This window comes from Acidovorax carolinensis, from assembly GCF_002157145.1.
GTDB classification, from domain to species: domain Bacteria; phylum Pseudomonadota; class Gammaproteobacteria; order Burkholderiales; family Burkholderiaceae_C; genus Acidovorax; species Acidovorax carolinensis.
The window spans coordinates 3,622,190-3,647,073 of the sequence record NZ_CP021361.1; the positions used below are offsets into that span (position 1 = coordinate 3,622,190).

Here is a 24,884-nt window from a genome sequence, read left to right on the forward strand (position 1 = left end):
TGGGCCGGGCGGTCTCAGTTGCTCAGGATGATCTGCAGGATCACCCCGGTGGCAATGGCCACCAGCAGGTAGTCGCCGCCGTACTGCACCCAGTGGTAGCCGCGCGGCGGTGGCGCCAGCCGGTGCCCGCGCCAGTCCTCCACCACATAGTGGTAGGTGCGATAGGCCGGCGGCAGCCGACCGCCCCGCTGCCAGTTGTGATCGGGCCCGGCGCCGCGCCAGGCATGCCCGTCCATGGGGCGGTCGTGCGGCGGTGCCCATTGCGGGCGCTGGGCCACGCCCGGAGGATGTTGCCGCTGCATCTGGGGGTGGCGCGCATCACCGCGCTGGTCCCACGGGCCTCGTGGATTGCGCTGTTCACGGTGATCCCGTTGGTCGCGGTGATCGCGCTGGGCCCGTTCGCTGCGCTGGTCGCGTTGATCACGGTGATCTCGGGGCTGCGCCTGGGCCAGCCCCAAGGATGCGCAGGCAACGCACGCCAGGGTGATCCTGCCGATGGTTCGTGTGATGGTGTTCATGGAATTCCCTTCTTTTGCCACAAGCGCGCTCTGCGGTAGAGCGCTCGGACCAGTGTGCGCGGCGCCTGCGCGCGCCCATGTCGGACAACATCGCCAGTGGCCAGCCCGTCACCACGCTGCAGGAGCAGGACCGGCTTGCGGACCAGACGGTGGGCGTGGCTCTCACCGGCGGCATTGCGGATGCGCCCGACTTCGCGCAGACGATCGCGGCAGTCAGAAACAACCCGGTCGATAGTTTTGCTTACCGAAACACCCTCTGGCGACAACACCCGGATCACAAGCTGAATTTCTCGAATCACCGCATCGAACAGAAGGGTTTACCCGATATCAGATTTCATTCTTCGAAATATTCACAACAGGGTTTGACACGGACCGCCTGAGCCCAACACCATAGTCTCCACATCCGCGATCCACCGCGGTGGGAGACAACAGCATGCGATGGAAACAACGCCCACCAGGCTCGAACTGGGGCGACTTCGGGCCCGACGATCAACTCGGGCGCGCCAACCTGATTGGCCCTGAACAAGTTCGCAAGGGTGCGCAGGAGGTGCGCGAGGGGCGCAGCTTTTGCCTCTCGCTGCCGCTGGACCTTCCAGGCGGAAATGCCCTCAACGCGCGGCGTCATCCCCCGCGCCTGTCGCCCACGCGCAATGGTGACCGGCCCTACCTCAACTTCCCGCTGGGGCATGTGTACGCGGGCGCCACCGACGTCATCAGCGATGACCAGGTGCTGCTCTCGCTGCAGTACTCCACCCAGTGGGACTCGCTGGCCCATGTGGGTTCGCTGTTCGACTCCGAGGGCGACGGCCAACTGCGCACCACCTATTACAACGGTTACCGGGGGCACGAACATGTGCTGGGCCCCGTCGACCATGGCCTGCCGCAACGCGACGCGCAGGGCGCGCCCGGCCCCTACCGCCCCGTGTGCTGCGCGGGCCGGCCCGCCGACGCGAGCGTGGCGCGTGCCCTGGGCGTGGAGAACCTGGCCAAAAAAGGCATGCAGGGACGCGGCGTGCTGGTAGACCTGGCACGGGTTTACGGCACGGATTTCCAGGACATCGGCTACGAGCAGCTCATGCACGCCTTGGAGCAATGCGACGCCACGGTGGAGCCGGGGGACATGCTGCTGCTGCGCACCGGCTTTGCCGGCGTGGTGTTGTCCATGCAGGGGCAGCCCGACGCCGAGCGCCTGCACCACAGCTGCGCCGCGCTGGACGGAAGCGACCAGCGCTTGCTGCAATGGATCACCGACAGCGGCATCGCGGCCCTGGTGGCAGACAACTACGCCGTGGAGCGCCACCCACCCACCCGCGTGCCGCAGGACGGTACGCCCTATGCCGTGGTGCCGCTGCACGAGCACTGCCTGTTCAAGCTCGGGCTGCCGCTCGGCGAGCTGTGGTACCTGGACGAGCTCGCCGAGGCACTGCACGCGCTGGGGCGCACACGATTCTTCCTTACCGCACCGCCGCTGCGCCTGCCCGGCGCCGTGGGCTCGCCCGTCACACCCATCGCCACCATCTGATTCCCACACGCACAAAAACCCCAAGGAGACCACCATGCACCACGACACCCCCCGCACCCATCTTCTTCGCAGCCCCCTGCAACGCGCCTGCCGCGCCTTCTGCACCAGCGTGGCCCTGCTGGCCGCGACCACTGCGGTCACAGCGCAGGACGTAAAAATTTCCGACAACATCGTGCGCTTAGGCATTCTCACGGACCTCGGCGGTCCGTTTGCCGACATCACCGGCCCAGGCAGCGCGGCGGCCATCCAGATGGCCATCGACGACTTCGGCGGCCAGGTCCTGGGCAAGAAGATCGAACTGCTGGTGGCGGACCACCAGAACAAGGCGGATGTCGCCGCCAACAAGGCGCGTGAATGGTTTGACAACGGCAAGGTGGACGCCATCATGGATGTGGCGGTTTCCGCGCCGGCGCTGGCAGTGCTCGAAGTGGCCAAACAAAAGCAGAAGGTCATCATCTTCAACGGTCCCGGCACCGACCGGCTCACCAACGACCTGTGCATGCCCAGCACAGTGCACTACGTCTACGACACTTACGCGCTGGCCAACGTGACGGCCAGCGCCATCACCCAACGCGGAGGCAAGGAGTGGTACTTCATCACCGCCGACTACGCCTTTGGCCACAGCCTGCAGGAGCAGGCGAGCGCCGTGGTGAACGCCCAAGGCGGCAAGGTGCTCGGAGCCGCCAAGCACCCCATCGCCGCGACCGACTTCGCCTCCTTCCTGCTGAGCGCCCAGAACAGCAAGGCCCAGGTCGTCGGTCTGGCCAATGCCGGCAGCGACACCGTGAACACCATCAAGGCTGCGCGCGAGTTCGGCCTGACCCAGGGCAAGAGCAAGCAAACCCTGGCCGGGCTGCTCATGTACATCAACGACATCCACGCCATCGGCCTGCGCACGGCGGGCGGCCTGATGCTCACCGAGGCCTTCTACTGGGACATGAACGACGCAACCCGCGCGTGGTCCAAGCGCTACTTCGAGAAGATGAAGAAGATGCCCAACATGAGTCAGGCAGGCGCCTACTCGTCGACCATGCACTACCTCAAGGCCGTGCAGGCCGCCAAGACCGATGACACGGCAACGGTCATGGCGCAGATGAAGGCCACGCCCATCAATGACTTCTTCGCCAAGAACGGCCGCATCCGCGAAGACGGCCGCATGGTGCATGACATGTACCTGTTCGAGGTCAAGCAACAGGCCGAGTCCAAGTACCCCTGGGACTACTACAAGCTCGTGGCCACCGTGCCGGGTGACAAGGCCTTCCTGCCGCTGGCGCAGTCCAAGTGCCCCATGGTCAACAAGAAGTGAGGGCGCCTTCGCCATGACGACTCCCGGGAAGACCGCCCTCATCGTGGGCGCCACGGGCGTGGTGGGCCAGGCCTGCCTGCGCCACTTCGCGAGCCTGCCCGGCTGGCGCGCCATCGGCGTGGCCCGCCGCCCGATCACTCCACCGCCCGGGGCTGAAGCCCTGCAGCTGGACCTGCAGGACAGCGCCGCCTGCGCTGCAGCTCTGGCAAGCCGCGACGACATCACCCATGTGGTTTATGCCGCGGTATACGAGCAGCCCGGCGGACTTGTCGGCGGCTGGCGCGACCAGGACCAGATGCGCACCAACCTGCAGATGCTGCGCAACGTGGTCGAACCCCTGGACCGCCCCGGTGGTGCGCTGCGCCACGTCACCATCATGCAAGGCGGCAAGGCCTACGGTGTGCACATCCATCCCGAAATCGCGGTGCCCGCGCGCGAGCGCTGGCCGCGCGACGCGCACGAGAACTTCTACTGGCTGCAGGAAGACTTCCTGCGCGAACGCCAGGCCAAGGCCTCAACTTCGACGGGATGGCATTTCACCATCATGCGCCCGCGCATCGTGTTTGGGGATGCCATGGGCAGCCATATGAACCCGATTCCGGCCATCGGCGTCTATGCCTGGCTGCGCCACGAGCAAGGCTTGCCCCTGTCGTACCCCGGAGGGCCCGCGCGCGTGAACCAGGCCATTGACGCCGACCTGATCGCCCAGGCCTGTGCCTGGGCCGCAGAGGCACCCAACGCGCGCAACGAAACCTTCAACCTCGAGAACGGCGACGTATTCGTGTGGCAGAACGTCTGGCCTGCCATTGCCGACGCGCTCGGCATGCCTGTGGGCGAGCCCGAGCCGCAGTCCCTGGGCGCCACCGTACCGGGCCAGCAGAAAGCGTGGGAGCGCATCGTCGACAAGTACCAGCTGGCCGCCCCGCGCGAGCTGGCGGCCTTCATCGGTCAGGGCGCCACCTATGCCGACTTCCAGATGAACCATGGCAAGACGGGGCCGCTGCCGCCCGTGATCATGAGCTCGGTGAAGATCCGCCAGGCAGGTTTTGCGGCCTGCATGGACACCGAAGACATGTTCCGCAAGTGGTTCGGCCAGCTGCAGCAACGCCGGCTGCTGCCCACGCCGGCCGAGGCGCGGGCGTGAAGATCGAGCGCATCACAAGCACCATCGTCGACCTGCGCCTGCAGCGTGCGCACCGGCTGGCGATGACCACGATGGCGGGCCACACCCTGGTGATCGTGCAAATCCACACCGACGAGGACGTGACCGGGCTGAGAGAGCTGCCCGTGAAGATCGGCACCGGCATCCGCGTGCCAACGTGCAACGCGCCACGGCCATCCGCGACGCCCTGCCCGAGGCAGCCACGGTGCGTGTCGACGTCAACCAGGCCTGGGACGAAGCCACGGCGCGCTGGGCGATCCCGGCGCTGCACGCCGGCAGCATTGCGGTGGTGGAGCAGCCCGTGCATGCGGCCAGCATCGATGCCATGCGGCGCCTGACCCGCGCCAGCCCGATCACCGTGATGGCCGACGAAGCGGTGACCACACCGCAGGAAGCCATGGCCTATGCAAGCACCCATGCCTGCGACGCACTGTCGATCAAGGTCACGAGACACGGCGGCCTGATGCGCACAGCCCAGTTCGCCCACATGGCCAGCGCGGGGGGGCTCGCGATTTTTGGCGGCACCATGATAGAAGGGGCCATCGGCACTGCGGCTAGCGCACAGCTGTATTCAACCCTGCCCGACCTGCAATGGGGATGCCAGCTGTTCGGCCCCCAGCTGCTGGTCGACGACGTGGCCATCAGCGCGCTGCGCTACGACGACTTCGCCCTGTGCGTGCCCGACGGCCCCGGTTTCGGCGCCACCCTGGACCCGGAAAAGCTGGCTTACCACCAGCGAAGACAGACCGCCTGAACGCAGCCGCCCCTTTTTTTCCGCGGCCACAGAGCCAAGCGCTCATTGCGCACATTTCTATCCCCCTGTTTGAAGGAGACATCCATGACCCTGTCCTTGAAGCCAGCCACCCGCCGCGCTGCACTGGCGTTCCTGCTCGCCCCCGCTGCCCTTGCGGCACTGCACGCACAGGCACAGACCTACCCCAGCAAGGCCATCCGCATCATCGTGCCCTTTGCCGCCGGCACGGCGACGGACACGATCGCCCGGCTGGCAGCGCAACAGCTGTCGGACGCACTGAAGCAACCCGTGGTGGTCGACAACCGGGCCGGCGCCAACGGCGCCATTGGCGCCGAAGCTGTCGCCAAGGCCCGCCCGGATGGCTACACACTGCTGATCACCACCAACACCACGCAGGCCGCCAACCCCAGCCTGGTGAAGTCGCTTCCCTATGATCCCCAGAAGGACTTCGCCCCGGTTTCACTGCTCGGCAAAGGGGCTTTCGTGCTCGCCACACGCACCGACGCACCGTTCAACAGCCTGGCGGAGTTCGTCGCCTACGCCAAGACGAACCCGGGCAAGGCGAGCTATGCCAGTTCCAACAGCTCCGGCATCGTGTCGGGCGCCACCCTGGCGCTCAAGTCTCAGCTGGAGCTGATCCACGTGCCCTACAAGAGCGGCCCGGCTGCGATCACCGACGTGCTGGGCGGACAGACATCGACCGTGTTCGTCGACGTGCAGTCTGCCCTGCCGCAGCTGCGCAGCGGAAAGCTCAAAGCGCTGGGGGTCACCACGGCACAATCGCACCCCTTGCTGCCCGGCGTGTCCAGTCTTTCCAGCGCGCCTGGCATGGCCGGATTTGACCTGGGCTACTGGATGGCCGTGTACGCGCCGGCGGGCACACCCGCCCCCATCGTTCAGGCACTGAACCAGCAGTTCACGCAATTCACGCAGTCCAAGGACGTCGTGGACCGGTTTGCGGGCCTGGGTTTCAGCATCGAAGGTAGCTCCAGTACAGCGCTGGAGCAGTTCACACGCAGCGAAACCATCAAGTGGCGTGATCTCATCGCCACCGCAGGCATCACACCGGAGTGATCCTGGGCAGGCGAGCAACCCTGCACAGCCGGGCGAGGGGTTGGCGGGGCTCCCGCCTGCGCCGCGCCAGGAAAACGCCAGTCGCCCGGCGGGCCAGCCCTACCGCGCTGTATGGCGCTGCGCCCACTCCCAGCCAAGCTGGGCCAGCGGACCGGCCTTGCGGCCGGTTTCCTCGGCATCTGCCGACGCCGCACTTCCATCGGCTGCGCGCTGTGCAATGCCGTAGAGGATGGCCGCCATGCGAAACAGGTTGTAGGCCATGTAGAACGACCAGTGACCCTGCGCGTCGCGCCCCGTGGCGGCACGGTAGTTGGCCAGGTACTGCGCCTCGCTCGGGATGCCCAGCGCAGCCAGGTCCAGCCCACCGATGCCGCGCCATAGCGCAGGCGGCACGTTCCAGGCCATGCAGTGGTAGGCCAGATCGGCCAACGGGTCGCCCAGAGTGGACAGCTCCCAGTCGAGCACGCCGATCACCTGGGGCTCGGTGGGGTGAAACACCAGGTTGTCGATGCGGTAGTCGCCATGCACGAGCGTGGTTTCGTCGCCCGCAGGCAGATGCGCAGGCAGCCAATCCATCAGCGCGCGCATCGCATTGTCCAGCGGCACGGACAGCGCACGGCACTGGCGCGACCAGCGGTCGATCTGGCGTTCGACATAGCGCCCCGTGCGGCCGTAGTCCGCCAGGCCCAGGGCCACATGGTCCACGCTGTGCAGCGCGGCCATCACGCGACCCATCTCGCGGTAGAGTGCGCCGCGCTCTGCGGGCGTGCTGTCCGGCAGGGCCGGGTCCATGAACACGCGGCCCTGCAGGAAATCCATCACGTAGAACGGTGTGCCGAGGATGGACGCGTCCTCGCAGTAGGCCCGCATGCGCGGCACCGGCACGTCGGTTTCCTGTAACGCCCGCATGACGCGGTATTCGCGGTCAATGGCATGGGCCGACGGGGCCAGTACGCCGGCAGGCTTCTTGCGCACCACGTAGGCGTGTTCGCCGGCCGTGACGCGGAAGGTGGGGTTCGACTGCCCCCCTGACAGCGCGGCGACCTCGATCGCTTCGTTGCCCGCGAGGCCTTGTGCGCGCAGGTATTGTGCGAGGGGTTCGATGGGAAACGGTGTGCTCACAGCGAACTCACCAGGTGTGCGCCATCCACGGCAATAGTCGATCCGGACATCGCGGCGCCAGCGTCCGATGCCAGCAGCAGCAGCGGACCGTCCAGGTCACTCATCTCGCCAAAGCGCCGGCTCGGAATGCGGCTGCGCAGCTTGTCGCCCGCTTCGCTGCCAAGAAAATCGCGGTTCAGATCGGTCACCACATAACCCGGTAGCAGGGCGTTGACGCGGATGCGGTGGCGCGCCAGCTCCAGCGCCATGGCTTTGGTGGCCTGGATGACACCCGCCTTCGAAATGGCGTAGGGCGCCACGCCCGCGGCCACGCGTTCACCCAGGATGGACGCAATGTTGACAATGCTGCCACCGCGTCCCGCAGCAACCATGCGCCGCGCGGCCTCGGTGGCCACCAGCCAGTTGCCTTTGAGATTGGTGTCCAGCACATGGTCAAAATCTTCTTCGGCCTGCTCCAGCAGCGGCCGCGTGACGGTGACGCCGGCGTTGTTCACAACGACGTCAGGCGCCCCCCAACTGGCCAGTTCGTCAAAACACTGCCGCACGCTGGCGGTGTCGGTCACGTCCAGCGACAGTGCGCGCGCCTCGCCCCCATCGTGGATGATGCTGTCCACCACCGACTGCAGCTTGTCGGCACGGCGGGCGGCCAAGGCCACGCGCGCGCCCACGCTGGCCAGCAGCTGCGCAAAGTGCTGGCCCAGCCCGCCAGATGCGCCGGTGACCAGGGCAATTTTTCCGTCCATCCGGAAACGATCCAAAGTCTGGCTCATTGCGCCGCCTCCGCCTTCTCTGCCAGGTGCACCAGCTTGCGCGCCATGCTCCAGCGATGCACTTCGCTGGGGCCGTCGTAGATGCGAAAGGCCCGCATGTCGGTAAAGATGCGCATCACGGGAGATTCCGACGTGACCCCCGAACCACCGAGCATCTGCACGCTGCGGTCGACCACGCGCCACTCGGCCTCCGAGCACACCACCTTGGCGCGGCTCGATTCAAAGTTGCACTTTTCTCCCTGGTCCAGCAGCCATGCGGTGTGCCAGATGTGCAGGCGGGCCGTGTGCAGGTCCATGTCGTTGTCTGCCAGCATGAAGCCCACGCCTTCGTGCTCGGCCAGCGGTTTGCCAAAGGCCTGGCGGCGGCGTGTGTAGGCCAGGGCCGCATCGTGGGCGCGGCGTGCCTGGCCCAGCCAGCGCATGCAGTGCGTCAGGCGTGCAGGGGCCAGGCGCACCTGTGCGTAGCGAAAGCCCTTGCCGATCTCGCCCAGCACGTCGGTGGCGGGGATGCGCAGGTTGTCAAAGCGCAGCACGCCATGCCCACCGGTAAAGCAGCTGTCCATGGCATCCATGCTGCGCTCGAGCGTGATGCCGGGGCGGTCCATGTCGGTGAGGAACATGGTGGCCGAGCCGTCTTCCATGCGCGCCATCACGATGGCGTAGTCCGCGCCCTCGGCACCGGTGATGAACCACTTGAGGCCATTGATGAGGTAGTCATCGCCGTCGCGTACCGCCGTGGTGGCCAGCATGGAGGGGTCGGCACCCGCGCCGGGCGAGGGCTCGGTCATGGCAAAACACGAGCGGATGTGACCGGCCACCTGGGGGCGCAGCCAGCGCTCCTTGTGCGCCAACGTTGCCACTTCTTCCATGAGGTGGATGTTGCCTTCGTCGGGCGCATGGATGTTCAGCGCCGTCGGGCCGAGCCAGGAGTAACCAGCCTCCTCGAACACCGCGGCCTTGGCCACATGGCTCAGGCCCAGGCCGCCCATCTCGCGGGAGGCGTGGGGCGTGAGCAGGCCGGCGGTGCGGGCGCGGGCGACCAGTTCGCGGCGCAGCGCCTCGCTGGGGCCGTGGGACGATTGGCGTTCGTCGTTTTCGAGCGGAATGACCTGCTCGGCGATGAACTGTCGCGTCCTGTCGCGCAGTTCCCGGATTTCGGGGGAAAGAGAAAAGTCCATGGGATAAGTCCTTACAGCGTCTACACACCACTTGCCGGCAATGCGGCGCACTCCACCAGGGCATCCACGACTATGGCGCCCTCACCCGCAGCCCCCACCATGACGGGGTTAAGGTCGATTGATCCGATAGCGCCACCGGCACCGGCAATCACCTTCCCCACGGCCACAGCAATACCGGCCAGCGCCTGCACATCCAGCGGCGGATCGCCACGCACGCCCCCAGCAGCGGAGCGATGCGCAGGGTGCCCAGGGCGCGAACCACCTCGTCCTGGCTGAAGGGCGGCAGCAGCACCGCGCAATCCTTGAGCGCCTCGACGTTCTTGCCGCCATCGCCCACCACGACCACCGGGCCAAAGACCGGGTCGATGCGCGCGCCGACCATGAACTCGTGCCGCCCCTTGCGCGTAGCGGCCACGATCACGCCGTCGCGCGCCACACCCATCTCCGTCATCTTCGCGTCAAAGCGTTCGTACAGCACACCGGTCTGCTCGGATGTGGCCACGCCCAGCGCCACCAGGCCATGTTCGGTCTTGTGCGGCACCTCGGCAGAACAGGCCTTGACCACAGCGGGCGCACCACCGATGGCGTCGAACGCATTGCGCGCCTCCTGCGCCGAGCGGCACAGGTACATCGGGACGGTAGGCACGCCATGGCGCGCCAGCAGCGCCAGGCTGTCGGCCTCGTTCAGGAAGCCCTGCGCGCCCTTTGGCAGGGCCACCTCGGGCAGCGCTGGCCATGCCACGCGTTGCCGACGCATCAATGCCGTATGGTTCGCGACCTGTGCCAGCACACCCAGTGCCTCGCCCTCGTTAGGGAAAGTCGCAATTCCCTGCGCGCGGAACGGCTCGGCCACACTCTCCTGCCAGGCAGCCACGGCCACGGGCTTGCCCGTGGTGGCCTCGAACGCTGCGGCGTCACGTGCAAAGGCCTGCACGTCGTAGCCCGCACCGGCCACGGGGATATTGATAAAGAAAAGGTCGGCCGCCGGGTCTTGCGCCACCTCCGGCAGCACCTTGCCGAACAGGCCGCTGTCGCTCAGCAGCGCCGCGGTGACATCGATGGGATTGCTGGCAGTGGCAAACCCCGGCAACTGGGCAGCCACAGCGGCCTGCGTTTTCTGCGACAGCTCCGCCAGGGGCAGACCCTCGTCTTCCGCCGCATCGGCGCCCATCACGCAGCTGGCGCCCGAGTTGCTGATGATCACCAGGCGCCTGCCCTCGGGGCGCCAGCCCTTGAGGTAGGCCTGTGCCGCGCGCGCCTGCTCATGCGGGTCGCGCACGCGCCAAATGCCGTGGTGGCGGAAGAATGCATCTACCGTGCGGTCCTCGTTCGCCAGCGAGCCCGTGTGCGAGGACGCGGCTTTTTGCCCCTGCGCCGAACGCCCCGCCTTGATGGCAATGATGGGCAGGTCGCGTTCGCACGCATGGGCGGCCGCGGCGGCCAGCATCTCGGGGTTGGCGATGCTTTCCAGGTACAGCAGCAGCAAACGCACTTCAGGGTCGTGCGCTACCGCCAGTGCCAACTCGCCCGCAGTCACGTCGGCCTCATTGCCCGTGGCGTGTACGTGCCGCACGCCGAGGCCACGCCCGCGCAGCAGGCCATAGGTCATGGCGCTCATGCCGCCGCTCTGGCTCACTATGCCGATGGGGCCGTCCATGGGCGGCACTTCGATGAACATGGTGGAGAAGCCCGCGATGGCGCCGGTGCCGAAGTTGGCCAGCCCCTGGGTATTGGGGCCATACAGCCGCATGCCTGCAGCGCGCGCCTTGGCCACCATGTGGCGCTGCAGCTCCATTCCCTCCGGGCCCGTTTCGCCAAAGCCAGAGGCAATGATGACGGCCGACTTCACGCCGCGTGCCGCGCACTCCTCCACGGCCGCCACGGTCTTGTCACCACCCACCACCACCAGCGCCAGATCCGGAACTTCCGGCAAGGCCGACAGCGAGGCATAGCTCTTGTAGCCCTGGATCTCCTCGCGCGCCGGGTTGACCGGATAGATTGCACCCCGAAAACCATGGCGCTGCATGTAGTAGATCGGCCGTCCGCCGATCTTGTGGATGTTGTCCGAGGCGCCGATGATGGCCACGGAGCGCGGATTCAGCGCGGATTCAAGAAGGTCAGTCATGGTGGAAGCGGGCGCGGGCAACGCGCCAGAGAAAGAGGGTGGATGGGGTGGATGAAGCAGCGCTGGCTCAGTCGATCTTGGCGCCGGAGGCCTTCACCACCTTGGCCCACTTATCGACCTCGGCCTGCAGGAAGGCGCCATAGGCCACCGGTGCGCTCCAGGCTGCCGCAAAACCCTGGGCGTCGAAGCGCTGGCGAATGTCGGGGCTTTCAAGCACGGCCTTGAGCTCGGTGCTCAGCCGCGCGACCACTTCCTTGGGCGTGCCGGCGGGGGCCAGCAGGCCGTTCCATGCGATGGCCTCGTAGCCCGACAGGCCGGACTCCGCCACCGTGGGCAGGTCGGGCGCCACGGCGGAGCGCTGGGCACTGGTCACGGCAAGAGCCTTGAGCTTGCCGCCCTTCACATGCGGCATGGACGACAGCATGGTGTCGAACATCAGGTCCACCTGCCCAGCCATCACATCGGTCAGCGCAGGCGCACTGCCCTTGTAGGGCACATGGGTCATCTTCACCCCGGCCATGGCGCTGAACAGTTCGGCCGACAGATGCGTGGACTGGCCATTGCCCGAAGACCCATAGTTCAACCCGCCACTGCGGCTTTTGGCCAGCGCAATGAGTTCCGCCACATTGTTGGCGGGAAAAGCCGGGTTCGCAACGATCACCAGCGGGCCGCTGGTGAGCTGAGAAATGGGCGCGAAGTCCTTGAGCAGCGAATAGTTGAGCTTGGCGAACAGCGCGGGGTTGATCGCGTGCGCCGTGGTGGCCACCACCAGCGTGTAGCCATCAGGCGCGCTGCGTGCCACGGTTTCGGCGCCCAGGTTGGCACCTGCACCGGGCTTGTTGTCCACCACGAAAGGTTGGCCCAGGCGCTCCTGCAGCTTTTGGGCGACGGCGCGCGCCACGATATCGGTGGGGCCTCCCGGCGGGTAGGGTACGACCAGCTTGACGGGCTTGTTCGGGTAGTCCTGGGCAAATGCCAGCGGTGACGCCACAGTGCACAGCGCGGCGCAGGCCATGCCGATCCAGTGGCGGCGGGAAGTCAGGTGGGAAATTGCAGTGCTCATCATGGCTTGTCTCCTGTAGTGGTTTATTACGAATGCCGGTCAAAGAACAGAAAATGAAAATGGGCTAGTGTCCTGAGTTAGAAATTCGCAGACAAAATCTTTCGATGCTTGCAAGGATGTCGTCGGCGGACTTGGCCCAGACGAATGGTTTTGGATCCGCGTTGTTGAGTTCGAGGTATTCGCGGATTGCTTGTTCGAGCTGTCTTGTTGATCTGTGCGTGCCGCGACGGATGCACTTCTCGGTCAGGGTGGCGAACCAGCGCTCGACCTGGTTCAGCCAGGATGCAGAGGTGGGCGTGAAGTGCACGTGAAACCTGGGATGTCTGCCGAACCATGCCCTGATTGAGGGGGTCTTGTGCGTGCCGTAGTTGTCCATCACCAGATGCACGTCCAAGCCAGCAGGCACGTTGGCTTCGATGGTTCGCAGAAATTGCAGGAACTCCGTGCTGCGATGGCGCCGATGCAACTCCCCGATCACTTCGCCCGTGGCAATGTCCAGCGCCGCAAACAGCGTCGTCGTGCCATGGCGCATGTAGTCGTGGGTTCGCCGCTCGGGGATGCCCGGTGCCAGCGGCAGGATCGGCTGTGTACGGTCCAGCGCCTGGATCTGGCTCTTCTCATCCACGCACAACACCATCGCCTTGAGCGGCGGATCCATGTACAGGCCGACAATGTCGCGCACCTTCTCGACGAACAGCGGATCACTGGAGAGTTTGAAGGTTTCATGGCGGTGCGGCTGCAAGCCGAAAGCCCGCCAGATTCGACTCACAGCCGTCTGTGACACATCCATGGCGCGCGCCATACTGCGCGTGCTCCAGTGCGTGGCACCAGCGGGCACGGACTCCAGCGTCTTGGCGATGACGGCATCGACTCGGGCATCGTCGATCGTACGCGGTGCACCCGGGCGCGGTGCGTCAAGCAGACCGTCCAGCCGCAGCTGGACAAACCGACCGCGCCACTTCGATACCGTCTGCTGCGTGACCCGCTGGCGCGCTGCCACCACTTTGTTATCCGAACCTTCGGCACAGGCCAGCACGATGCGCGCTCGCAACGCCAGAGCCTGCGCCGTCTTGCGACGCTTGGTCAGCGCGATCAGCTGTTCGCGCTCCGTCACGCTCAACACCAATGGAGTCTTTGGTCTTCCGCTCATGGCCACCTCATCGTGCAATGACACCACACGACTGATTGCATTGGCAGAAAATAATTCAATGAATTTTTAACTCAGGACACTAGGGCAATGGCGCAAAACGCACCAGCGTGCGCCCCTGGTGCTCGAAGAAGCCCGCGCGCACGCGCTCGCCTATGCGCACGCCTGGCACGGCATGGGCCATGAGGCGCGGGCCTTCGTCGAGCTGCACGATCACCAGCGTGTACGGCGCAAGCGCGCGGAATTCGTCGGACGGAGCGCGTGCCACCTCGGTGACGGCCAACACCGTGGCCGCGCCCGCCGCGTCGCGCCAGTGCAATGCACCGCGCTCGCCGCAGTGCTGGCAGGCATACCGTGCCAGCGTCTGCGCGCCGCCGCAGTGGGCGCATTGCTGATAGCGCAGCAGGCCCTCGCGCAGGCCATCGGTGAAAGGTGCGGCCAGGGGGCGCGCGGCGGTGGTTTCGGGGGCACTCATGGCTCAATCCTCGCGCGAAAGAATCAGGCTGACATGGGACGACATCACGCCGCCGTCCGCGTGGATGAAGGCGTGGCGCGGCGGCGCGATCTGGCGTGCGCCGGCCTGGCCGGTCATCTGCCGCCAGGTCTCCACAGCATGGGCCAGGCCGCCGGCCACACCGCAGTGGCCAAACGACAGCAGGCCGCCGTGCGTATTGAGGGGCAACGCACCGGTGGGGGCAAAGTCGCCCGCACGGGCGCGTCGGGCCGCCCCGCCGCGGGGGGCGAAGCCAATCTCTTCGAGCAGCATGGCCAGAGTGATGGTGAACGAGTCGTAGATGCCCAGGTAGTCCACGTCGTCCAGGCCCAGGCCGGCCTCGTCAAAGGCGCGTTGCGCCGCCTCGGCAGCTCCGCACTGCATCACATCGTCCATCGCCGTGAGGTGCTGGTGGCGGTGTGCCTGGCCGGCGCCCACCATGGCGACCGCGCCCTGGGCGGCTGGCTCTGCCGACACGACGAGCGCCATGGCACCGTCCGAGATCGGGCAGCAGTCCAGCAGCGACAGTGGCCGGGCAATCGGCTTGGAGGCCAGCACCTCCTGCAGCGTGATGGGTGTGCGCAGGTGCGCGTCCGGGTGGTGGGCCGCGTTGGCGCGCATGAGCACGGCAAATTCGGCCAGGTCCTGCGACGTGACGCCCGTGCGGTGCATGTACTGCGAGGCCATGAGTGCGTAATACGCGGGCACCGACGCGCCGTTGGGCACCTCGTAATCGGCATCACCCACCTGGGCCAGGGTCTGGATGGAGCTGTCGCGGGACTGGCCCGTCAGGCGGTTTTCGCCCGCCACCACCAGCACATTGCGGCAGCGGCCCGAACGCACCAGCTCGCGCGCCGCCATCAGCATCGCGGCGCCCGAGGCGCCGCCCAGCTGCAGCCCGTGTGCGTACTGCGGCCGCAGCGCCAGGCGCTCGCAAAGCAGGGTGGACAGCATCAGGTGCGGCAGCGTGGTGGCATAGCCGCACAGCACGCCGTCGATCTGATTGCGCTGCAGGCCGCTGCTCTCGATGGCCTGCGCAGCGGCCACGTCCATCAGATCGAGCGCGCTGCGCCCGTCGTGGCGCCCAAAAGGCGTGCCGCCTGCTCCGCGCAGGTAAGCGGAACGCAAAGCTGTCGTCATCGAGATGTCTCCTTGAGGGGGATGCGGGTCGGCGGTGGGCGCGCGTGGCTTCGGCCCAGCGCACCTGACAGACGGTGGCCTCGTGCAGCAGCGCATGGGCCAGGGCCGTCTCGCGCGTGAGGATGCGGTCGTTCAATGATGCAATGCTCAGCGCCGCCACGGGGCGCCCTTCAGGATCGAGGATGGCAACGCCAATGCCGCCCATGCGCTCGACCACCACGTCCAGCAGCACGGCATAGCCGCGCTCACGCGCCTGGTCGATGCGTTCGCGCAGCAGCGCGGGGGTGATGCGCGGGTAGCGCTCCAGCTGGCCCGACAGCGTCTCCAGCGCTGCCTCGCGTTCGTCATCGGGCATCGCGGCGAGCAGCGCCAGACTGCCCGCACCCACGCCCAGTGGTCGGCGGCTGCCCACGGTGAGGTAGTTGGCGCGGATGGGGTAGGTGCCTTCCTCCACGTCGATGCACAGGGACTCCACGCCGCTGCGAATCGAGAGCACCACGGTGTCCTGGAACACGCCCGCCAAGCGCATCAGGCTGGGCCGTGCCAGAGGGCGCGGGTCAAAGCGCCGCAACGCCGCAGCACCCAGCACCGTGAGCTCGGGCCCCAGGGTGAACTGCTTGCTTTGTGCGTCGCGCTTCACAAAACCCTCGCGCGCCATCACGTCGAGCAATCGCAGTGCCGTGGCTTTGTCCAGGTCCGCCGCTGACGCAATATCGGTCAGGCGCACACTGCCACCTTCGGACATCACGCGCAGCACGCGCAAGGCACGCTCCACGGACGAGGTGGCGCCTCGCTCATGGGTGATGACCGCCTTGGGGCGGGTTGAAGTGGGCATGGAGTTTCTTTCGATGAAACCTTCAAGACAGTTCGCGCAATTTAGAGCGCCACCATCACATAGTCAAAACACGACGATCAAGTTTTATTGAATGAAATTTCAGCCACCCGCAAGATGATGGCCGCAACATCTGTCGGTGGCGTAAATTTGCTCACGTTTCGATAGCGCAAGTCGCACCAGCGACAACAGCGCAGGCCTGACGGAAGACACAATCGCGCCATGGGAACCCTTTACCTAGTGCGCCATGGCCAGGCCTCGTTTGGCGCGGACGATTACGACCAGCTCAGCCCGCGCGGGCGCGCGCAGGCGGTGCGGCTGGGCGAGCACTGGCGCGCACAGGGCCAGGCGTTTGACGCCATCCTCACCGGCACACTGCGGCGCCACACGCAGACGCTCGAAGGCATCGCCGAAGGCCTGCAGATCCACCCCGAGCCGCTGCAGATGCCCGGCCTCAATGAATACGACAGCCTGGCGCTCATTCGTGCTATCCACCCGCAACCGCTGCCCAAACCCGACACGCCCGAGCTCTACCGCCAGCATTTCCGCCTGCTGTGCGACGCGCTGGCGCAATGGATGGCGGGCGTGATCAGCCCGCAGGGCATGCCCAGCTGGGACGAATTTGCGGGCGGCGTGCGCGCCGCGCTGGAGCATGTGCGCCACCAGCACGCGGGGCACAACGTGCTGCTGGTCAGCAGCGGCGGCCCCATTGCGGCGGCGGTGGGCGAAGTGCTGGGCACGGCGCCGGAGGTGACCATTGCGCTGAACATGCGCATCCGCAACAGCGCCGTGACGGAGTTCAGCGTGTCGCCCAAGCGGCTGATGCTGCAGACCTTCAACACCCTGCCGCACCTGGGCGGGCGCGAGCATGCCGACTGGGTGACGCACGCCTGATTCCGTTTCTAAATCACCCGCGTCGTCGTTGCTTCGCCTTGTCGTGCTACAGCACTGCCTGCGGCTTCGCGCCTAGACACGAATGATTTGGAAACGGAATGATCACCGAGGCATCGGCCCGCTTCATGCAGGCTGTCAAAGCCCGCAGCAGGCGCCCAGCACCAGCGCGGCCTCCAGCGTGAAGTCGCCCGCGGCAATGCGCTCGCGCACCTGCGCGGGGCTCCACAGTTCGAACCGCTCCACCTCGCCATCCTGGTTGCGGGGCTCCAGCCCCTCGGGCACGGTGCAGCGAAACCAGTCGATGCGCTCGACCATGTAGCCGATGCCGCCGCCCTCGCGGCTGGGGCGGCTGAAATTCACCTGTCCGCCATGCTCCACACCGTGCAACGCGGGCAGGCGCAAACCCGCCTCCTCCCAGGTTTCGCGCTCCAGCGCCTGCGTCAGGGTGTCGGCGGCCGAGACCATGCCGCCCATCAGCGTGTCCCACATGCCCGGGTTGTTGGGCTTGGTGTGTGCGCGCTGCTGCACCCACATGCGGCCATCGGGCGCCAGTCCCACCAGGTGCACGGCCCGCGTGGCCAGGCCCAGCACGCGCACGGCACCGCGCTCAATGGTTCCCAACCGCTCGCCCGAGGCGCTGCACACCGCCAGTTGCTCGTTGCGCCACGGGCCGCATTGGCCCTGGGCGCGCAAGGCCTGCGCCAGCAGGTTGAGCGCGGGCGTGACCGCGTCGGGCGCCACATCAAGGTGCCACACCGGCGTGCCCGATTGATCCTGATTCAGGAGCTGGTAGCGCTTATCGGACAGGCGCCACAGGTCGATTTGGCTCAGAACCCCTTGCGCCACCGAGCCCACGGCCTGCCCTGCCACCCACAGCGGCAGGCGCTGCTGCGCAGGCGGCTGGCGGGCGGCCGCGCGGGCCGTGGTCAGCCAGTCGGCGGCAGACGCTGCAGGGGCCCGCGTCACAGCGTGAGGATGGTCGAACCGGTAGTCTTGCGCGCTTCGAGGTCGCGGTGCGCCTGTTGCACCTCGGCGAGCGGGTAGCGCTGGTCGATGTGGATCTTTACCTGGCCGCTGGCCACCACCGCAAACAGGTCGTCGGCCATGGCCTGCGTGCCCTCGCGCGTGGCGATGTGGGTGAACAGCGTCTGGCGCGTGACGTAGAGCGAGCCCTTGGCGCCCAGCGAGCCCGGCGCGAACGGTGCCACGGGACCCGAGGCATTGCCGAAGCTGGCCATCAGGCCAAACGGCCGCAGGCATTCGAGCGACTTGTCCCAGGTGTCCTTGCCCACCGAGTCGTACACCACCTTCACGCCCTTGCCACCGGTGATCTCCTTCACGCGCGCGGCAAAGTCTTCAGTGGCGTAGTTGATGGCATGGGCCGCGCCATTGACCAGCGCCAGCTGGCACTTGGCATCGGTGCCGGCGGTGGCAATGAGCTGCAGGCCCAGGGCGCGGGCCCACTGGCAGGCGATCAGGCCCACGCCACCGGCGGCGGCATGGAACAACACATGGTCGCCGGGCTGCAGCCCCTCCACCGGCAGCGTCTTTTTCAGCAGGTATTGCGCCGTGAGGCCCTTGAGCATCATGGCCGCGCCGGTCTCAAAACTGATGGCGTCGGGCAGCTTGCACACGCATTTGGCGGGCATCACGCGCGCCTCGCAATAGGCACCGGGGGGCTGGCTGGCATAGGCGGCGCGGTCGCCTACCTTGAGGTGCGTAACCCCCTCGCCCACGGCTTCGACCACGCCGGCGGCTTCCATGCCGATGGTGGCGGGCATGTTCAGCGGGTACAGGCCCGTGCGGTGGTACACGTCGATGAAGTTCAGGCCGACGGCGCGGTGGCGGATGCGGATTTCGCCCGGCCCGGGCTCTCCCACGGCCACGTCAACCAGGTGGAGTTCTTCGGGGCCACCATGCTGGCGGATCTGGACGGCAAGGCTCATGAAAACGGTCTCCTGTAAGGGGTGCGACAAGCAGTCGCCATCCTGCCATGAATCTGCAAGCCTTGCCCACCGCAGCGCCGTTACAGTGGCGGCATGACTCAACGACTGACGCCCGGCACCGCGGCGCTGCTGGTGACGGCGCCGCTGCTGTGGGCCGGCAATGCCGTGGTGGGCCGCATGGTGCACGACCTGGTGCCGCCCATCACCCTCAATTTCTTGCGCTGGGTGCTGGCCCTGGCGCTGCTGCTGCCGTTCACGCACCAGGTGCTGCGCCCGGGCAGCCCGCTGTGGCCGCACTGGCGGCGCTATGCGCTGCTGGGGCTGCTGGGGGTGGGCCTGTACAACGCGCTGCAATACCTGGCGCTGCAGACCTCCACGCCCATCAACGTGACGCTGGTGGGCTCCAGCATGCCGGTGTGGATGCTGGCGGTGGGCGCGCTGTTTTTTGGCGTGCGCGTCACCCGCCAGCAGCTGGCGGGCGCGGCCCTGTCGATGGTCGGCGTGCTCACGGTGCTCAGCCGGGGCGAGTGGAGCCAGCTGCTGGCGCTGCGCCTGGTGGCGGGCGATCTGTTCATGCTGCTGGCCACGATTTCGTGGTCGTTCTACAGCTGGCTGCTGGTGCGCACCAGCGAACCCGCCAGCGTGCGCGGCGACTGGGCGGCCTTTCTGACCGGGCAGATGGTGTTTGGCCTGGCCTGGTCGGGCGCCTTTGCCAGCGCCGAGTGGGCCACGGGGCACACGCACATCGCATGGGGCTGGCCGCTGGTGGCAGCGCTGCTGTTCATTGCCATCGGCCCGGCGCTGGCGGCCTACCGCTGCTGGGGCATCGGGGTGCAGCGGGCCGGGCCGGCGGTGGCCGGGTTTTTCTCCAACCTGACGCCGCTGTTTGCGGCCCTGCTGTCGGCGGCGTTTCTGGGCGAAGCGCCCAGCGGCTACCACGCCGTGGCGTTTGCGCTGATCGTGGGCGGAATTGTGGTGTCGTCGCGTCGCTGAGCAAAAAACGGCGATGACGCTTACTGCATCAGCGCAAGCAGCTATCAAAAGCAGAGTTTCAAGGCGCTTTTCCCAGCGCCCCTTCAAGCCCCGGCGCAGCAGCCCGCTGGCTGACGCTGGCCGCCGACTGGCGCAACGCGCCAAACAGGTTCTTGGGGTCGGGCAGTGCGGGGATCAGCGCCATGTGCTCGCCCATGCCCAGCTCGACAGCCGCGTCGCGCATGTAGCGCAGGGCGGAAAAATCCTCCAGAGCAAACCCCACCGAATCGAACACGGTGGCCTGCGCGGCATGCGTGCGCCCTGGCTCGTGGCCGGCCAGCACTTGCCACAGTTCGGTCACGGCAAAGTCGGCCGGCAGTTGCTGGATGTCGCCCTCCAGTCGCGTCTGCGGGGCGTATTCGACAAACACGCTGGCCTGGCGCAGCAGGTCGGCATGCAGCTCGGTCTTGCCGGGGCAGTCGCCGCCCACGGCATTGAGGTGCATGCCCGGCTCCACCATGGCGGGCGCGAGGATGGTGGCGCGGGTCTTGTCGGCGGTGAGGGTGGTCACGATGTCGGCGCCGCGCACGGCCTCGGCCACGCTGGCGCAAACCGTCAGTTGCAGGCCCGTGCCGTCGAGGTTGGCAACCAGCTTGGCCGTGGCAGCCGGGTCGGTATCAAACAGGCGCAGCGTGGTGATGCCCACGAGGCGCTGGAACGCCAGGGCCTGGAACTCGCTTTGCGCGCCGTTGCCGATGAGCGCCATCACCCGGCTGTCGGGCCGCGCCAGGGCGCTTGCCGCCACCGCCGACATGGCGGCGGTGCGCAGGGCCGTGGTGTAGGTGAGCTCGCTGAGCAACAGCGGCACGCCCGTGGCCACATCGGCCAGCACGCCGAAGGCCATCACGGTGGGCAGGCCCCGCTGCGTGTTGCGGGGATGGCCGTTGACGTATTTGAAGGTGTAGGTGGCGGCATCCGCAATGGGCATGAGTTCGATCACACCGTCGGGCGAATGGCTGGCCACGCGGGCCGATTTTTCGAACTGCGGCCAGCGCAAGAAATCTTCGCGGATGCAGGCCGCAATGCCGGCGATGCAGTGGCCCACGCCCTTGCGGCCGATCAACCCGGCCATGGCGGGGGCACTGAGGTACAGGGTGGAGGTGGGGGCGGTGGCGCTCATGGCGGAAAAGTCTCCAGGGGTTGGAGTGCAGTTTCCCCGAGCGGCACGGCCATGGGAATGCGCCAATTTGCAACCAGATGCTGCGCAGGCGCATCGGGGGCGCCGCGCCGCAGGGTCAGCCGCTCAACCGTTCAGAACGCGCCCGGGTAGGCGCCGCCATCGGCCAGCAGGTTCTGGCCCGTGATGTAGCCCGCATGCACGCTGCACAGAAATGCGCAGATGGCGCCAAACTCTTCGGGGGTGCCAAAGCGGCCGGCCGGAATCTGCGTCTGCTGGGCCCGGCGGATGTCGTCCAGGCTCTTGCCGGTCTTGGTGGCGGCTGCGCCCAGCGTGGTGGCGAGGCGGTCGGTGTCGAACTTGCCGGGCAGCAGGTTGTTCATCGTCACGCCCTGCCCCGCAACCTTGCTGCGCGCGGCGCCGGCCACAAAGCCGGTAAGCCCGCTGCGTGCGCCATTGGACAGGCCCAGGATGTCGATGGGCGCCTTCACCGCGCTGGAGGTGATGTTGATGACGCGGCCAAAGCCCCGCGCGGACATGCCGTCCACCGTGGCCTTGATGAGTTCGATGGGCGTGAGCATGTTGGCGTCCATCGCCTTGATCCAGGCGTCGCGGTCCCAGTCGCGAAAGTCTCCCGTGGGCGGGCCACCTGCGTTGGTGACCACGATGTCAAAGTCGCGCCCCGGCCCACCGGGCACCGCAAACACGGCGGCCCGGCCTTCGGGGGTGGTGATGTCGGCAGCCACCGTCAGCACCACGGGCTGGGTGCCATTTTGGCCTCTGGCGCTTGCAGCGTCTGCGCCAGCAGCTATTAATTTAGAAGCAGCCAGCTGCAGCGCTTCGGCATTGCGCGCGTTGATGACTACGTTCACCCCTTCGCGCACCAGCGCTTGCGCGCAGCCAAACCCCAGCCCCTTGCTGGCGCCACACACCAGCGCCCACTTGCCCGCGATACCCAGATCCATAAAAAACTCCCGATTGCTGGCCGCAACATGCAGCCGTTTCAAATTATCAGTGGGGCCTGCACGGGCAACAGCCCTGGCCCGGCGGTGCCCCCACGGCGCGGTCGGTTGACCCGGCGGGTAGTGTGCCTGCGGGTATCAACGCACCGGGTGGCGCGACATGCGCGTGAACACGAAAATGCCGGCAGTCACCAGCGCGGTGCCCGCGGCCACCCACAGCGTGAAGGGCTCGCCCAGTATCCACACCCCCATGAGGATGGTGGACAGCGGGCCGACCATGCCGGTCTGCGCGGCCATGCCGGCGCCAATGCGCTCGATGGCCATCATCACCATGAGCACCGGCGCGGCCGTGCACAGCGTGGCGTTGAGCACCGACAGCCAGATCACCTCGGGCGCCACCATCGCCGCGCTCAGCGGCCGCAGCAGCACAAACTGCAGCAGGCAGCACAGGCAGGCCACCGTGGTGGCCAGGCCCACCAGCCGCAGCGAGCCAATGCGCTGCACCATCTCACCGCTGTAGACCATGTAGATGGCGTAGCTCACGGCGCTCAGAAACACCAGCAGCGCGCCCCAGGCCGCATCGGCGCCTTGCAGCCGGGCCTCCAGGCCAAACACCAGCACCACGCCGCTGTAGCTGATGGCCATGCCGAGCGCCTGGCCCCAGCGGATGGCGCGGCCATACAGCGCCCAGCCCAGCAGCATCACCAGCGTGGGGTTGAGGTAGAGGATGAGCCGCTCCAGGCTGGCGCTGATGTAGGCCAGCCCGGCAAAGTCGAGATAACTGGCCAGGTAATAGCCCGTGACGCCCAGGCCCACCACGCCCAGCCAGTCGCGGCGCGAGAGTGGCGGCTTGCCCCGGCTGGCCCACCACGCCATCACGGCAAAGATGGGCAGCGCAAACAGCATGCGGTACATGATGAGTGTGACTGCATCGACGCCGTGGCGGTAGGCCAGCTTGACGATGATGGCCTTGCCGCTGAAGGCGATGGCGCCGAACAGCGCCAACGCCAAACCGGTTGCTACCTTTTTTCTAGCTGCTTGCGCTTGCTGAGATTGGGCTGCAGGCACTTTTTGATTAAAACTCACGCCTACGCATTCAAAAACCGGCCGCCAGGCCGTCGCGGCGCGCATCGCTGGCCGCCAGATAGCCGTGCACCTGGGGGTCGCCCATGCGCCAGATGAACTGGCCGGCGCCGAAGTCCTGGTAGGAGTCCTGCAGCACATCGATGCGGTGGCCCAGCGCCTGCAGGCCCTGCACGGTGGCCGGCTGCATCGACGCCTCTACATTGATCGACAGCCCCGCATTGAAGCGCCAGCGCGGCGCGTCGCAGGCCATCTGCGGGTTCTGGCCGTGGTCGAGCATGCGCACCAGTGTCTGCATGTGGCCCTGGGGCTGCATGTTGGCGCCCATCACGCCATAGCTCATGACGGGCTGCCCGTCCTTCGTGACAAAGGCTGGAATGATGGTGTGAAACGGCCGCTTGCCCGGCGCCACCAGATTGGCCCGGTTGGCACCTGCCGGGTCGGTGCTGAACCCAAAGCCCCGGTTTTGCAGGCTGATGCCGAACGTGGGCTCCACGCAGCCCGAGCCAAAGCCGGTGAAGTTGCTCTGGATGAAGCTCACCATCATGCCGTTCTCGTCGGCCGCTGTGAGGTAGATGGTGCCGCCCTTGACCGGGTTGCCCGCCCCAAAATCCTGCGCCTGGTTCATGCGGATGAGTCTGGCACGGGAAGCGAGGTAGCCGTCATCGAGCATTTGCGCGGGGGTCACCTCCATCCAAGAAGGCTCGGCCACATAGCGGTACACATCGGCAAACGCCAGCTTCATGGCCTCGATCTGCAGGTGCTGGGCCTCGGGCCCGTCCACCGGCAGGCTGGCCAGGTCAAACTGCTCCAGGATGCCCAGCGCAATCAGGGCGGCAATGCCCTGGCCGCTGGGCGGAATCTCGTGCAGCGTGTAGCCCCGGTAGTTGCGGGCAATGGGCGTCACCCATTCGGGCCGGTGCGCGCCCAGGTCCGCCAGGCTGAGGCTGCCGCCGTGGGCCTGCGCAAAGGCAGCCATGGCCTGGGCGATTTCGCCGGTGTAAAAGGCCTCGCCGCGCGTGGCACCAATGGCGCGCAAGGCGCGCGCGGCGGCCGGAAACTGGAACAGCTCGCCCACCTGCGGCGCGCGCCCCCAGGGCATGAAGCTTTGCGCAAAACCGGGCTGCGATTGCAGTTCGGGCACAGCGGCGGCCCACTTTTGCTGCACCACCACGGGCACCAGGTAGCCACGCTCGGCGATCTCGATGGCGGGTGCCATGAGGTCGGCAAACGGCAGCTTGCCAAAGCGCTCTGACAGCGCCACCCAGGCGCTCACGGCGCCGGGCACGGTGACAGAGTCGATGCCGCGCTTGGGCGGCGTGGCCGCACCGGTGCCGTAGCGGCGATGAAAATACTCCGGCGTCCACGCCTGCGGTGCGCGGCCCGACGCATTCAAGCCATGCAGCGCCTTCCCGTCCCACAAGATGCAGAACGCATCGCTGCCCAGGCCGTTGCTGACTGGCTCACACAGCGTCATGGCGGCGGCGGCGGCCACGGCGGCATCCACCGCATTGCCGCCCTGCTGCAGCATGCGCAAACCGGCCTGCGCGGCCAGCGGGTGCGAGGTGGAACAGAGGTTGCGCGCAAACACCGGCAGGCGGGTGCTGGCATAAGGTGAGGAATAGCGAAATGGCATGCCGCGAT

22 protein-coding genes and 2 pseudogenes are annotated in these 24,884 nt (G+C 67.0%); 8 read left to right on the forward strand and 16 right to left on the reverse strand.

Annotated features, from left to right (window positions below):
* Nucleotides 1-14: 14 nt before the first annotated feature.
* Nucleotides 15-518 carry an RcnB family protein gene (locus CBP34_RS17035; RefSeq protein WP_094098723.1) on the reverse strand — a complete coding sequence of 168 codons (504 nt, stop codon included), beginning with the start codon at nt 516-518 and terminating at the stop codon, nt 15-17.
* Between the two features lie 77 nt (nt 519-595).
* On the opposite strand from CBP34_RS17035, the gene CBP34_RS17040 reads away from it, so the two are divergent.
* The 6 genes from CBP34_RS17040 (at nt 596) to CBP34_RS17065 (ending at nt 6,336) form a co-directional block, all read left to right on the forward strand.
* Entirely contained in the window at nt 596-898 is a 303-nt protein-coding gene (locus tag CBP34_RS17040) for a hypothetical protein (RefSeq protein WP_094098724.1), read from the forward strand.
* A gap of 53 nt (nt 899-951) precedes the next feature.
* A complete protein-coding gene (locus CBP34_RS17045; RefSeq protein WP_094098725.1) occupies nt 952-2,040 on the forward strand; it encodes a cyclase family protein in 1,089 nt (362 codons plus the stop codon).
* A 34-nt stretch (nt 2,041-2,074) separates the two neighbouring features.
* A complete protein-coding gene (locus tag CBP34_RS17050) occupies nt 2,075-3,346 on the forward strand; it encodes an ABC transporter substrate-binding protein (protein WP_094098726.1) in 1,272 nt (423 codons plus the stop codon).
* A 13-nt stretch (nt 3,347-3,359) separates the two neighbouring features.
* The gene (locus tag CBP34_RS17055; RefSeq protein WP_094098727.1) at nt 3,360-4,490 is read left to right on the forward strand and encodes an SDR family oxidoreductase; all 1,131 of its coding nucleotides are present in this window, start codon (nt 3,360-3,362) and stop codon (nt 4,488-4,490) included.
* Nucleotides 4,491-4,665: 175 nt separating this feature from the next.
* Entirely contained in the window at nt 4,666-5,262 is a 597-nt protein-coding gene (locus CBP34_RS17060) for an enolase C-terminal domain-like protein (RefSeq protein ID WP_157896504.1), read from the forward strand.
* Between the two features lie 84 nt (nt 5,263-5,346).
* Entirely contained in the window at nt 5,347-6,336 is a 990-nt protein-coding gene (locus tag CBP34_RS17065) for a Bug family tripartite tricarboxylate transporter substrate binding protein (RefSeq protein ID WP_094098729.1), read from the forward strand.
* Nucleotides 6,337-6,435: 99 nt separating this feature from the next.
* Here CBP34_RS17065 and CBP34_RS17070 read toward each other — a convergent pair whose 3' ends face one another.
* From CBP34_RS17070 to CBP34_RS17110, 9 genes and pseudogenes are all read right to left on the reverse strand, one after another.
* The gene (locus tag CBP34_RS17070; protein WP_094098730.1) at nt 6,436-7,458 is read right to left on the reverse strand and encodes a phosphotransferase family protein; all 1,023 of its coding nucleotides are present in this window, start codon (nt 7,456-7,458) and stop codon (nt 6,436-6,438) included.
* A complete protein-coding gene (locus CBP34_RS17075; RefSeq protein ID WP_094098731.1) occupies nt 7,455-8,228 on the reverse strand; it encodes an SDR family NAD(P)-dependent oxidoreductase in 774 nt (257 codons plus the stop codon). Before CBP34_RS17075 ends, CBP34_RS17070 begins: the two co-directional genes overlap by 4 nt.
* Entirely contained in the window at nt 8,225-9,406 is a 1,182-nt protein-coding gene (locus CBP34_RS17080) for an acyl-CoA dehydrogenase family protein (protein ID WP_086928260.1), read from the reverse strand. The genes CBP34_RS17075 and CBP34_RS17080 overlap by 4 nt, the downstream gene beginning before the upstream one ends.
* Nucleotides 9,407-9,426: 20 nt before the next feature.
* Nucleotides 9,427-11,531: pseudogene (locus CBP34_RS17085) on the reverse strand (acetate--CoA ligase family protein).
* 67 nt (nt 11,532-11,598) lie between these two features.
* A complete protein-coding gene (locus CBP34_RS17090) occupies nt 11,599-12,597 on the reverse strand; it encodes a tripartite tricarboxylate transporter substrate binding protein (RefSeq protein ID WP_208616347.1) in 999 nt (332 codons plus the stop codon).
* Between the two features lie 61 nt (nt 12,598-12,658).
* Entirely contained in the window at nt 12,659-13,744 is a 1,086-nt protein-coding gene (locus CBP34_RS17095; RefSeq protein WP_094099064.1) for an IS630 family transposase, read from the reverse strand.
* Between the two features lie 79 nt (nt 13,745-13,823).
* Nucleotides 13,824-14,216: a Zn-ribbon domain-containing OB-fold protein gene (locus CBP34_RS17100; protein WP_094098732.1), complete on the reverse strand. Its 393-nt coding sequence runs from the start codon at nt 14,214-14,216 to the stop codon at nt 13,824-13,826.
* A 3-nt stretch (nt 14,217-14,219) separates the two neighbouring features.
* The gene (locus CBP34_RS17105) at nt 14,220-15,374 is read right to left on the reverse strand and encodes a thiolase family protein (protein ID WP_094098733.1); all 1,155 of its coding nucleotides are present in this window, start codon (nt 15,372-15,374) and stop codon (nt 14,220-14,222) included.
* Nucleotides 15,375-15,384: 10 nt separating this feature from the next.
* A pseudogene (locus CBP34_RS17110) lies at nt 15,385-16,209 on the reverse strand (IclR family transcriptional regulator); the annotation flags it as partial.
* A gap of 219 nt (nt 16,210-16,428) precedes the next feature.
* Here CBP34_RS17110 and CBP34_RS17115 point away from each other — a divergent pair.
* Complete coding sequence (locus tag CBP34_RS17115) at nt 16,429-17,100, forward strand: histidine phosphatase family protein (RefSeq protein WP_094098734.1); 672 nt, start codon at nt 16,429-16,431, stop codon at nt 17,098-17,100.
* A 135-nt stretch (nt 17,101-17,235) separates the two neighbouring features.
* Here the strand turns inward: CBP34_RS17115 and CBP34_RS17120 are convergent, their stop codons facing one another.
* Nucleotides 17,236-18,066 carry an NUDIX hydrolase gene (locus CBP34_RS17120; protein ID WP_094098735.1) on the reverse strand — a complete coding sequence of 277 codons (831 nt, stop codon included), beginning with the start codon at nt 18,064-18,066 and terminating at the stop codon, nt 17,236-17,238.
* Nucleotides 18,063-19,046, reverse strand: coding sequence for a quinone oxidoreductase family protein (locus tag CBP34_RS17125; protein WP_094098736.1), 984 nt, complete (start codon nt 19,044-19,046; stop codon nt 18,063-18,065). The genes CBP34_RS17120 and CBP34_RS17125 overlap by 4 nt, the downstream gene beginning before the upstream one ends.
* 93 nt (nt 19,047-19,139) lie before the next feature.
* On the opposite strand from CBP34_RS17125, the gene CBP34_RS17130 reads away from it, so the two are divergent.
* Nucleotides 19,140-20,039 (forward strand): DMT family transporter, encoded by a 900-nt coding sequence (locus CBP34_RS17130; protein ID WP_094098737.1) that lies wholly within the window; start codon nt 19,140-19,142, stop codon nt 20,037-20,039.
* 58 nt (nt 20,040-20,097) lie between these two features.
* Here CBP34_RS17130 and CBP34_RS17135 read toward each other — a convergent pair whose 3' ends face one another.
* The 4 genes from CBP34_RS17135 to CBP34_RS17150 all read right to left on the reverse strand — a co-directional run bounded on the left by CBP34_RS17135 (nt 20,098) and on the right by CBP34_RS17150 (nt 24,876).
* Entirely contained in the window at nt 20,098-21,198 is a 1,101-nt protein-coding gene (locus CBP34_RS17135) for an ornithine cyclodeaminase (protein WP_094098738.1), read from the reverse strand.
* 131 nt (nt 21,199-21,329) lie between these two features.
* A complete protein-coding gene (locus CBP34_RS17140; protein WP_094098739.1) occupies nt 21,330-22,160 on the reverse strand; it encodes an SDR family oxidoreductase in 831 nt (276 codons plus the stop codon).
* A gap of 135 nt (nt 22,161-22,295) precedes the next feature.
* Complete coding sequence (locus CBP34_RS17145; RefSeq protein ID WP_094098740.1) at nt 22,296-23,288, reverse strand: DMT family transporter; 993 nt, start codon at nt 23,286-23,288, stop codon at nt 22,296-22,298.
* Entirely contained in the window at nt 23,254-24,876 is a 1,623-nt protein-coding gene (locus CBP34_RS17150; RefSeq protein WP_094099243.1) for a gamma-glutamyltransferase family protein, read from the reverse strand. The genes CBP34_RS17145 and CBP34_RS17150 overlap by 35 nt, the downstream gene beginning before the upstream one ends.
* Nucleotides 24,877-24,884: the final 8 nt, after the last annotated feature.